The following is a 10,025-nucleotide window of genomic DNA, read 5'->3' as shown; positions in this document are numbered from 1 at the left end:
GTGTGCCTGCCGTTGGTGTCACGGCCCGTGCGGTTGCATCGGGGCACGGGAGCGAACTACGCCTTTCACGCCGCCGGTGACGCCGGGGTGTTCCCGCTGCTCGACGACTGGGCGAAGGCGGCGGAACGGGAGGCGGCGCTCGAACCCACCGAGGAGTGGATCACCGAGACCCTGCGGGCGGCGGGGTTCGGGGACGTGCCGATCGTGCACGGCGATCCCAAGGCGTCGATCGCCGGCCAGGAGCTGGTGGTGGCGATGGGGGTCGGGCTGCACGCCGGTGAGCCGGTCGTGACCACCCAGCACGGGACGGCGCTGGTCGAGTGGGCGAGCGCGGTCGACGTCGACCAGACGGCGTTCGCGGCGCTCTACGGGTGGGGTGAGCGAGCCGACGAGCGCGAGGAACCGGTCGGATCCGCGTTGCCGTTGAGCCACAGCCAGGAACGCGCCGTTGAGCACGCACGCCGTGCGCGGATCACGGTTGTCGGCGGGCCTCCTGGATCGGGCAAGACACACACCCTCGCCGCGTTGGCGCTGGACGCCGTGGCAGCGGGAAAGTCCGTGTTGCTCGCGAGCCGTACACGCAACGCCGCTGACGTGCTCGGTGCCGCGTTGCGCCGCGCCGGTGGGCCGGTGCCTGCTCTGTTCGGCGACTCGGAGCTGCGGCAGGAGATGGCACGGGAGCTGAGCGACGGCCTCGACGCCACCGGCAAGCCCGATCGGCTGAAGGAACTCGACAAGACGAGGCGCGCTGCTGCTGCCGCTGTCACGCGAGTCGAACGCACGGTTGCCGCTGCCTTGAACGACGAACTGCTGGCTGCTGAGGCTCGCCGGCATCAGGCGTTGATGCCGGCACACCGCGCGGTGGCTCCTCAGGCGTTCGACGCGGGTGTGGATTTCGTTGCGCTGCATGGACTGTTGCAGCCGCGCACCGGATTCCTCAGTGGACTGCGCACCGGGTGGGCGTTGAAGAAGGCACGCAGAATGACCGGAGCCGGTGACGTCTCCACGGAAGACCTGGCGGCCGCTATCGACGCCGCCGAACAGACCGCGGCCCTGGTGCGTGTCGAGACGAGCGGTACCACGTTCAGTGAGCTGCGGCCGTTGCTGGCCGAGCAGGACATCTCCAGCCGGCAGGCGACTTCCATGTGGCTCAAGGAGTTCGCGGTCAGCAGCCGCGGATCGGGTGCGCGCAGGGCGGTGGCGGCGCTGGCCAAGGCGTTGCGCTCGGGCCGGGCGGCGCGGCGGCGCGGGCTGGCCGAGATCGACAGCCGGGACCTGGTGGCGGCACTGCCGTTGTGGGTCGGGACGCTGTCCGACGTGGAGGACATCCTGCCGCCCGTGCCCGGCATGTTCGACCTGGTGATCATCGACGAGGCCAGCCACGTCGACCAGCCGCTGGCCGCGCCCGCGTTGCTGCGCGGACGGTCCGCGGTGATCGGCGGCGATCCCCGGCAGCTGCGGCACGTGTCGTTCGTCAGCGATCAGGCCGTGCAGGCGGCGGTGGACGCGGAGGGCACCCAGGACCTGCGCGACCGGCTGGACGTGCCGAAGGTGAGCCTGTTCGACGCGGCGGCCGCGACCGCCGGGGTGCACTGGCTCGACGAGCACCACCGCTGCGCCCCGCACCTGATCGGCTTCGCGGCGGCGAAGTTCTACGACGGCAAGATCGCGCTGCTGACCACGCACCCGGCGATCGCCGACGTCGACTGCATCGACACCGAACTCGTGCCGGGGGAGCGCACCGCGAAGGGCGTCAACCAGGCCGAGGTCGACGCCGTGCTGGCCCACGTGCGCAAACGGGTCGCCGCGGGCGTGCGGTCGATCGGCGTCGTGACCCCGTTCCGCGCGCAGGCCGACGCCCTCGAGGAGGCGCTGCTGGGCGAGCTGACGCTGGACGAGATCACGACCGGCGGCGTCCGCGCCGGCACCGTGCACGGCGTGCAGGGAGGCGAGTTCGACGAGGTCGTGATCAGCCTCGCCGCCGACGACAAGCCGGGCGCGTGGCGGTTCGTGAACGACCGCAACCTGCTTGCGGTGCTGACGACCCGCGCCCGCGGCCAGGTGCACGTGATCACGTCCGTCGAACAACCGCCCGGCCTGATCGGCGACTACCTGCGGCACGCGGGCATCGCGCCCACCGAGACCGCGGGTGCCGAACCGGACGACGCCTGGACGGCGCGGCTGGCGCAGGAGCTGAGGACCGCGGGACTGACCGTGCGGACGGGATATCCGGTGGGGCAGTGGCGGGTCGACCTCGTGGTGGGGGAGAAGGAAGACGCGGTGGCCGTCGAGACGCGCCCGCATCCCGACGGGGCACGGGCGCATCTCGCCCGTTGGCGTGCGCTCACTCACGCGGGGTGGCGCGTGCACGACGCGTTCGGCAGCCGGTTCGGCCACGACCCGGCCCGCGCCGCCGTCGAACTGGCCCAGGAACTAGCGCCGGGGCGCTGATGGCGTCTGCAAGTACCACCAACCCATGTGTTGGTGGTACTTGCAGACGTCGTTATCGGCGGGTGGGCTGGAACAGCGGTTCCGGGGCCGCCGCGGCCGAAGGCAGGAACGGGTTCGGGTTCGCCGGGCACACGGTCCCGACCGGGGGCAGCGTGCCGTTGAGCAGGTACGCGTTCGTGTGGTCGGTCGCGCACTTGCTGACCTGGTACGCCGTGTGTCCCCAACCCGCGTAGGAGAGCAGTCGGCTGCCGGCGAGCTGACGGTTCACGGCCTGTGCGCCCCGGTAGTCCGTCACGCCGTCGAAGTAGTTGCCCACCACCAGAACCGGTGCGTTCGTGCGGGTGCGCCACGGTCCGGTGTAGCGGTCCTGGTTCACCGGCCAGTTCGCGCACGCAGCGTTGCCCCACCACCACGCCGGTCCGAACTCCGAACCGGCTGCGGCGTAACGGGAAGTCGCCCGGTACGAGTTGAAGTCACGCGGGAACTCGATGTCCGCGCACACGTTGCCGTTGTACGCGTCGAACCCGTTGGCGTAGTCGGGTTCCGCCGCGACGGAAAGCCCAGCGGCCGCGTCGGAGAGCTGGTCGAACAGTGCGGCGGCGTCCGGCCAGTCGCTCGGCGAGTACATCGCGCCGATCGCGGCGTTGATCACCGCGTCGTAGGTGTAGAGCTGGTCGCCGAGCTGGATCGGCTTGGCCTTCACCGACTTCAGCAACGCGTCCCAGCGCTTCTCCGACTGAGGCCCGAAGACGCACGCGGCCTCGTCGCAGTTGCGCAGGAGCTCGCGGAACTCCTCCTTGGTCGCGATCCGGTCGGACTCGATCTGCCGTCCGCTCGACCACAGCTCCGGGTTGAGCACGCCGTCGATGACGAGCGCGCGGATGTTGTTCGGGAACATGTTCGCGTAGGTCGCGCCGAGGAACGAGCCGTACGAGAAGCCCAGGTAGGAGATCTTGCGGTCACCGACGGCGCGGCGCAGCAGGTCCATGTCCCGCGCGACGTCCGCGGTGCTCATGTGCTGCGCGATCTTCTGGTCGTCGCGGCATTCCGGGCCGAGCGAGCGGTAGCGGTCGTAGTACGGCCGTTCCTGCGCCGCCTGGTACGGGAAGCCGGGCACGCCCTCGAAGAACTTCTCGAGGTCCGCCTCACTGGCGAAGCAGTGCAACGGATCCGACTTGCCGATGCCGCGCGGGTCGAAGCCGACGATGTCGAACCGGCCCTGCAGGTTCGCAGAGAGCGTGTTGCCGGCGCCGAGTGCGAAGTTCACGCCGGACCCACCTGGTCCGCCGGGGTTGAGGAACAACGACCCGATCCGGTGGGCCTTGTCCGTCGCGGGCTTGCGCGCCAACGCCACGGTGGTGGTCGCGCCGCGCGGGTTGTCGTAGTCCAGCGGCACCTTGACCGAGGCGCACTCGAAACCGGGGTGTTCCGGTCCGCACGCCTGCCAGTTGATCCGCGGCACCCCGTTGTCGGCCAGCGCGACGGGCGCACCGGTGATCATGAGTGTGGCCGCCGCGGCGAGCACGGTGAATCGCATCGACAAGCTCCCCCTCCTGTCCGCAGAGGTGGCCATTCCTACCTGCTCGCGACAGGTCCCGTCGACCGACGAAAGTCGCGTTCGGCCAACTGGGACGCCGGGTCCAGGAACGGGTTCGGGTTCGCCGCGCACACAGTCCCGACTGCGGGCAACGACCCGTTGAGCAGATACGCGTGGATGTAGTCGATCGCGCACTGACTGCGCCGGTAAGCAATGTGTCCCCAACCCGCGTACGCCAGCAAACGGCTGTTCGGCAGCTGCTCGGCAACGGCCTGTGCGCCTGCGAAGTCCGTCGAACCGTCGTAGTAGGTGCCCACCACCAGAACGGGCGCGGACGTGCGGGCGCGCCACGGTCCCGTGTAGCGGTCCTCGTTCACCGGCCAGTCCGAACACGCGCTCGTGCTCCACCACCAGTACGGTCCGAACTCCGAACCCGCTGCGGCATAACGGGAAACCGCGCGGTACGCGTCGAACGTGCGCGGGAACTGGATGTCCGCGCACATGTTGCCGAGGTTCGCGTCGAAGAAGTTGTCGTAGTCCGGCTCAACAGCAACCCGCGCGCCCGAAGACGCGTCGGACAGCTGGTCCAGCAGGGCCGCGACGTCCGTCCAGCTCTCGGACGCGAACCCGGCGAAGAGTCCCCACTCGATCACCCGGTCGTAGGTCCACACTTCGCCGTTGAGCTCGATCGGCTTGGCGCGCACCGATGCCAGCAGCGCCTGCCACCGTTGCTTCGACTGGGGCCCGAACGCGCAGGCGGCCTCGTCGCAGAGCCGGAAGAACTCGTCGAGCACCTTGCGCGCGGCCACCCGGTCCGACTCGATCTGCCGTCCGCTCGACCACAACTCGGGGTTGAGCACGCCGTCGATCGCGAGCGCGCGGATGTTGTTCGGGAACATGTTCGCGTACGTCGTGCCGAGGTAGGAGCCGTACGAGTTGCCGAAGTAGGTGATCTTGCGGTCGCCCAGGGCGCGGCGCAGCAGATCCAGGTCGCGGGCCACGTCGGCGGTGCTCATGTGCCGTGCGATCGGCTTGTCGCACTTCGAAGCCAGCGAGCGGTACCTGTCGAAGAACGGCCGTTCCTGCGCCGCCTCGTACGGGAAGACCGGCCCGGCCGCCAGGAACGACGCGCGCTCCTGGTCGTTCGCGAAGCAGCGCAACGGATCCGACCTGCCGATGCCGCGCGGGTCGAAGCCCACCACGTCGAACCGGCCCTCGGTGCCGGCCGATATCTTGTTCCCCCAGGCCCAGGTGTACTCGACTCCGGACGCGCCGGGCCCGCCGGGGTTGAACAGCAACGACCCGATCCGCCGTGCCCGGTCGGTGGCGGGCTTGCGGGTCAGCGCGATCGAGGTGGTCGCCCCGCGCGGACGGTCGTGGTCGAGCGGCACGGTGAACGTGGCGCACTCGAAGCCGGGACGCTCCGGTCCGCACGTCGACCACTCGATCGACGGAACGGCGTGCGCTACCGGTACGGGTACGAGGACGAGCGCCACCACGGCGCCGAGCAGGGCGAGACGCATGCGCCGTTCATATCCGCCGTCAGTCCGGCCGTCGATGCTTTTGGCGAACTCCCAGCCTGTCCGCGAGCTGGTCGTGGATGGGCGTGCTCATCACGATCGGGCTCGATGGTGGTGCGGCCGACGGTGTCGGTCCGGACGAGTCCTGCTCTTCGGGCATGCGAGGAGGGTAGGCATGGTCATTGAGGCCTCAAGCATGCTGATCAAGAAATCACCATGGTCATACCCCATGAGGTGAATCCGGATCAGCCGATCTATACCCAGTGTGCGACTCTGCACCTGGTACGTAACCACCTGTGGGTGTGCCCGATAGGAGTACGCACAATTCCCCCGCAACGTGGAATCTCACCGGGCGGACACGACATTGCAGGAAGTCGTCGCAATGCTGAACGATCGGGTTCATCGCCGGACGAACCTGGAGCGTGACGATGGTCAGCGGCAAACGGGGCGTCGCCAAGCGGCAGCTCATCCTGCTCAGCGGCCGGGCGCACCCGGACCTGGCGGAGGCCGTCGCCAAGCACCTCGGTGTCGCGATCACCCCGCAGGCGGCCTACAACTTCGCGAGCGGCGAGATCTTCGTCAGGTTCGAGGAGTCGGTGCGTGGCGCGGACGCGTTCGTGCTGCAGAGCCACACCGCGCCCGTCAACGACTGGCTGATGGAACAGCTGCTGATGGTCGACGCCCTCAAGCGCGCCTCCGCCAAGCGGATCACCGCGGTCGTGCCGTCGTATCCGTACGCGCGGCAGGACCGAAAGTACGCCGGACGCGAGCCCGTGTCGGCGCGGCTGGTCGCGGACATGTTCAAGACCGCGGGCGCGGACCGGATCGTCACCGTCGACCTGCACACCGCGCAGGCACAGGGCTTCTTCGACGGTCCCGTCGACCACCTGCACGCGATGTGGCTGCTCAGCGACCACGTCCGCGCGAACTACCAGAGGGAGAACCTCGCGGTCGTCTCGCCGGACGCCGGTCGGACCAGGCTCGCCGAGAAGTGGGCGGACGTGCTCGGCGGATGCCCGATCGCGTTCATCCACAAGACGCGCGATCCGTTGCGTCCCAACGAGGTAATGGCCAACCGCGTGGTCGGTGACGTCGAGGGCCGTACCTGCATCGTGGTCGACGACATGATCGACACGGCGATGACGAGCACGACGGCGGCGCGGCAGCTGCTGGAGCAGGGCGCGAAGGACGTCGTGCTGGTGGCCACGCACGGTGTGTTGTCCGGAGACGCGTACGAGCGGCTGATCGCCAGCAAGGCCCGCGAGGTGATCCTCACCGACACCCTGCCGATCCCGCACGAGAAGCGGTTCCAGGGCCTGACCGTGCTCGGCATCGCGCCGCTGCTCGCGCGCGCGATCCAGGAGGTCTTCGCGGACGGGTCGGTGACCAGCCTCTTCGACGGGAACGCCTGACCGGGAAGCCTGCCCGGCCGTCCCGTGTTGGTATGGGACATGGGCGACGAGCAACGTGGCCGGGTGCGGGTCGAGCACTCGGCGAAGCGGGTGCGTGCGTACTTCGGTGGCGAACTGGTCGCGGACGCGACCGCGCCGCGGCTGGTCTGGGAGATCCCTCACTACCCGGCCTACTACCTGCCGCTTTCGGCCGTGCGGGCCGAGCTGAAGCCGACGGGGGAGACCCGGCATTCACCGAGCAGGGGCGACGCCGTCGTCCACGACGTCGTCACGGCCGGCGGCACGGCCGAGGGTGCGGCGCTGACCTACCCGGACTCGCCGATCGAGGAGCTGCGGGACCTCGTCCGGTTCGAGTTCGCGGCGATGGACGAGTGGCTCGAAGAGGACGAACCGATCTACGTGCACCCGCGTGACCCGTACAAGCGGGTCGACGTCCTGGGCAGCTCACGGCACGTGCGGGTGGCGCTCGGCGGGGTGACGCTGGCGGCGTCGTCGCAGCCGCGGATCCTGTTCGAGACGAGCCTTCCACCGCGGTACTACCTCCCCTTGAGCGACGTTCGATTCGATCTGCTGAAGCCCTCGAAGACGCGGACGCAGTGTCCCTACAAGGGGACCGCCACCTACTGGTCCGTCGAGGTGAACGGCGTCGTCCACGAGGACCTCGTGTGGATCTACCGGGAGCCGCTGCCGGAGAGCCAGAAAATCGCTGGGCTGGCGTGCTTCTTCAGTGAGAAGGTCGACCTCTTCGTCGACGGCGAGCTCCAGGCGAAGCCCAAGACGCCCTGGTCATAGCTACTTTCAGCGAGGCGTACTTCACACACTGCAAACTTGCAGTGACTGCAAAAAGAGTCGTATTCTGGTCCGGTGAACCAGCCGGGGGAGAGCCTGCGCGACCGCAAGAAGCGCCGCACGCGTGCCGCGCTCGAGCGGGCGACCGTGCGACTCGCCGCCGAGAGGGGCTACGACCACGTCACCGTGGAGGAGATCGCCGCCGAGGCCGACGTCTCGATGCGGACCTTCTTCAACTACTTCGCGAGCAAGGACGAGGCGCTCATCGGCGCGGACCCGGAAGCGGGTCCGCGCATGGCCGAGCGCATCCTCGCCGCCGCGGACGAGGTCACGCCGTTCGAGGCGTACCGGCAGTCGGTGCTCGCTGAGATCACCGACGAGCTGAACAGCGCCCGCGACCTGTGGTTGCTGCGCAAGGAAGTGCTGATGCAGCGCCCGGACCTGCTGGTCCGCGCGTTCGCCAACAGCGCGGAGTCCGAGCAACTGCTCGCGAACGCGGTGGGAAAACGGGCAGGGCTGCCCGAGTCCCACCTGTACCCGCGCCTGCTGGTGGCCGCCGGCAGCACCGCGTTCCGGTGTGCGGTCACGCGCTGGGCGCTCGACGACCACGTCGCGCTGGGCGACCTGGTCAGCGAGGCACTGGACCTGTTCGGCACGGGGCTGGCTCACGTACCACATCACCACGAGGGGGGATCATGACCACCGAAGCAGAAGTGACACCGGTCCACAGCAAACGCGACGTCGTCCAGGCCATGTGGGGCCTGATGCTCGGCATGTTCGTCTCGATCCTGGCGAGCACCATCGTGTCGAACGCGTTGCCGCGCATCGTCGCCGAGCTGAAGGGCTCGCAGTCGATCTTCGCCTGGATCGTGACGACCGAACTGCTGGCGATGACCGCGACCGTGCCGCTGTGGGGCAAGCTCGCCGACCTCTACAACCGCAAGCTGCTGATCCAGGCGTCGCTGGGCCTGTTCGTCGTCGGCTCGCTGATCGCGGGTTTCTCGCAGAACATCGAGATGCTCATCGTGAGCCGCGTGGTGCAGGGCGTGGGCGCTGGTGGCGTCACGGCGCTCGCGACGGTCGTGATGGCCGCGATGATCCCGCCGCGTGAGCTCGGCAAGTACTCCGGCATGTTCGGCGCGGTGTTCGGTGTCGGCACCGTCGCGGGCCCGCTGATCGGCGGCCTGCTGGTCGACACCTCGTGGCTGGGCTGGCGCTGGTGCTTCTTCATCGGCATCCCGTTCTCCCTCGCCGCGATCTACCTGCTCCAGCGCACGCTGCACCTGCCGGTCGTGCAGAAGAGGGACACGAAGATCGACTACCTGGGCGCGTTCCTGATCGTGTCCGGCGTCTCGACGCTGCTGATCTGGTCCTCGCTGGCCGGCCAGAAGTTCGAGTGGGCGTCGGGCTGGACCGCGGGCCTGGTGTCGCTGGGCGTCCTGCTGCTGGTCGCGGCCGTCCGCGTCGAGGCCACCGCGCACGACCCGATCGTGCCGCTGTCGATCTTCCGCAACCGCACGGTCTCGCTGGCGACCGTCGCGAGCGCCCTGGTCGGTGTCGCGATGTTCGGCGGCACGGTGTTCCTCTCGCAGTACTTCCAGCTGGCGCTCGGCAAGACGCCGACCCAGGCGGGCCTGCTCGGTCTGCCGCTGATCTTCGGCCTGCTGATCTCGTCGACGGTCGCCGGTCAGCTGATCACCAAGTACGGCAAGTGGAAGGCCTTCCTGGTCTCCGGTGGCGTGGTCATGGTCGGTGGCATGCTGCTGCTGTCCACGATCACCGCGACGACGACGGTGTTCATGGTCTCCGTGGACATGTTCGTGCTGGGCGTCGGCGTCGGCCTGATGATGCAGAACCTTGTTCTGGCGGCGCAGAACGACGTGCCTGCCAAGGACCTGGGCGCGACGACCTCGACGTTGACGTTCTTCCGCTCGCTGGGCGGCGCGATCGGCGTCTCGGCGCTGGGCGCGGTGCTGGCCAGCAAGGTCAGCTCGCTGGCCGCGGAGAAGTTCGGCCCTATGGGCGGCGGAGACGGTGGCAACAGCGTGCCCGACATCTCGGTGCTGCCGCCCGAGGTCAAGGCCGTGATCGCCGACATCTACGCGACGGCGACCGCGGAGATCTTCCTGGTGGGTGCGCCGTTCGCGGTGCTGGCGCTGCTGGCGGTGGTGTTCATCAAGGAGAAGCCGCTCAAGGAGCAGAGCGGTGACGACAGGCTGGCGGCGGAGATGGCCGCGGGTCACTGATCGCCTGGTTCTCCTGACCGGACCCCTGACTTTCGTCGGGGGTCCGGTCTGTCTTTCGGGTCGGGTTTTC

General features: G+C 68.9%; 8 protein-coding genes. 5 read left to right on the top strand and 3 right to left on the bottom strand.

Annotated features, from left to right (window positions below; all coding sequences use genetic code 11):
* A partial coding sequence (locus tag ACWGE0_RS19355; protein ID WP_452262262.1) for an AAA domain-containing protein occupies positions 1-2,451 on the top strand: 2,451 nt, incomplete at its 5' end.
* Positions 2,452-2,503: 52 nt separating this feature from the next.
* On the opposite strand, the gene ACWGE0_RS19350 is transcribed toward ACWGE0_RS19355, so the two are convergent.
* From ACWGE0_RS19350 to ACWGE0_RS19340, 3 genes are read right to left on the bottom strand one after another with little or no spacing between them, the layout of a single operon-like run.
* Positions 2,504-3,988 carry an alpha/beta hydrolase gene (locus ACWGE0_RS19350; protein WP_452262261.1) on the bottom strand — a complete coding sequence of 495 codons (1,485 nt, stop codon included), beginning with the start codon at positions 3,986-3,988 and terminating at the stop codon, positions 2,504-2,506.
* A gap of 38 nt (positions 3,989-4,026) precedes the next feature.
* Positions 4,027-5,511 (bottom strand): alpha/beta hydrolase, encoded by a 1,485-nt coding sequence (locus tag ACWGE0_RS19345; protein WP_452262260.1) that lies wholly within the window; start codon positions 5,509-5,511, stop codon positions 4,027-4,029.
* A 19-nt stretch (positions 5,512-5,530) separates the two neighbouring features.
* Positions 5,531-5,668: a hypothetical protein gene (locus tag ACWGE0_RS19340; protein WP_452262259.1), complete on the bottom strand. Its 138-nt coding sequence runs from the start codon at positions 5,666-5,668 to the stop codon at positions 5,531-5,533.
* Positions 5,669-5,936: 268 nt separating this feature from the next.
* Here ACWGE0_RS19340 and ACWGE0_RS19335 point away from each other — a divergent pair, with 268 nt between their 5' ends.
* The 4 genes from ACWGE0_RS19335 to ACWGE0_RS19320 all read left to right on the top strand — a co-directional run bounded on the left by ACWGE0_RS19335 (position 5,937) and on the right by ACWGE0_RS19320 (position 9,955).
* Positions 5,937-6,920, top strand: coding sequence for a ribose-phosphate diphosphokinase (locus ACWGE0_RS19335; RefSeq protein WP_452262267.1), 984 nt, complete (start codon positions 5,937-5,939; stop codon positions 6,918-6,920).
* 39 nt (positions 6,921-6,959) lie between these two features.
* Positions 6,960-7,712, top strand: coding sequence for a DUF427 domain-containing protein (locus ACWGE0_RS19330; protein WP_452262258.1), 753 nt, complete (start codon positions 6,960-6,962; stop codon positions 7,710-7,712).
* Positions 7,713-7,784: 72 nt separating this feature from the next.
* Positions 7,785-8,408, top strand: a complete 624-nt coding sequence (locus ACWGE0_RS19325) for a TetR/AcrR family transcriptional regulator (RefSeq protein ID WP_452262257.1) — start codon at positions 7,785-7,787, stop codon at positions 8,406-8,408.
* Complete coding sequence (locus tag ACWGE0_RS19320; RefSeq protein ID WP_452262256.1) at positions 8,405-9,955, top strand: MFS transporter; 1,551 nt, start codon at positions 8,405-8,407, stop codon at positions 9,953-9,955. The genes ACWGE0_RS19325 and ACWGE0_RS19320 overlap by 4 nt, the downstream gene beginning before the upstream one ends.
* Positions 9,956-10,025: the final 70 nt, after the last annotated feature.

The sequence above is a fragment of the Lentzea sp. NPDC054927 genome (assembly GCF_053610285.1).
The sequence above is the reverse complement of the archived record's forward strand: the minus strand, read 5'-3'. Positions and strand labels throughout refer to the sequence as shown.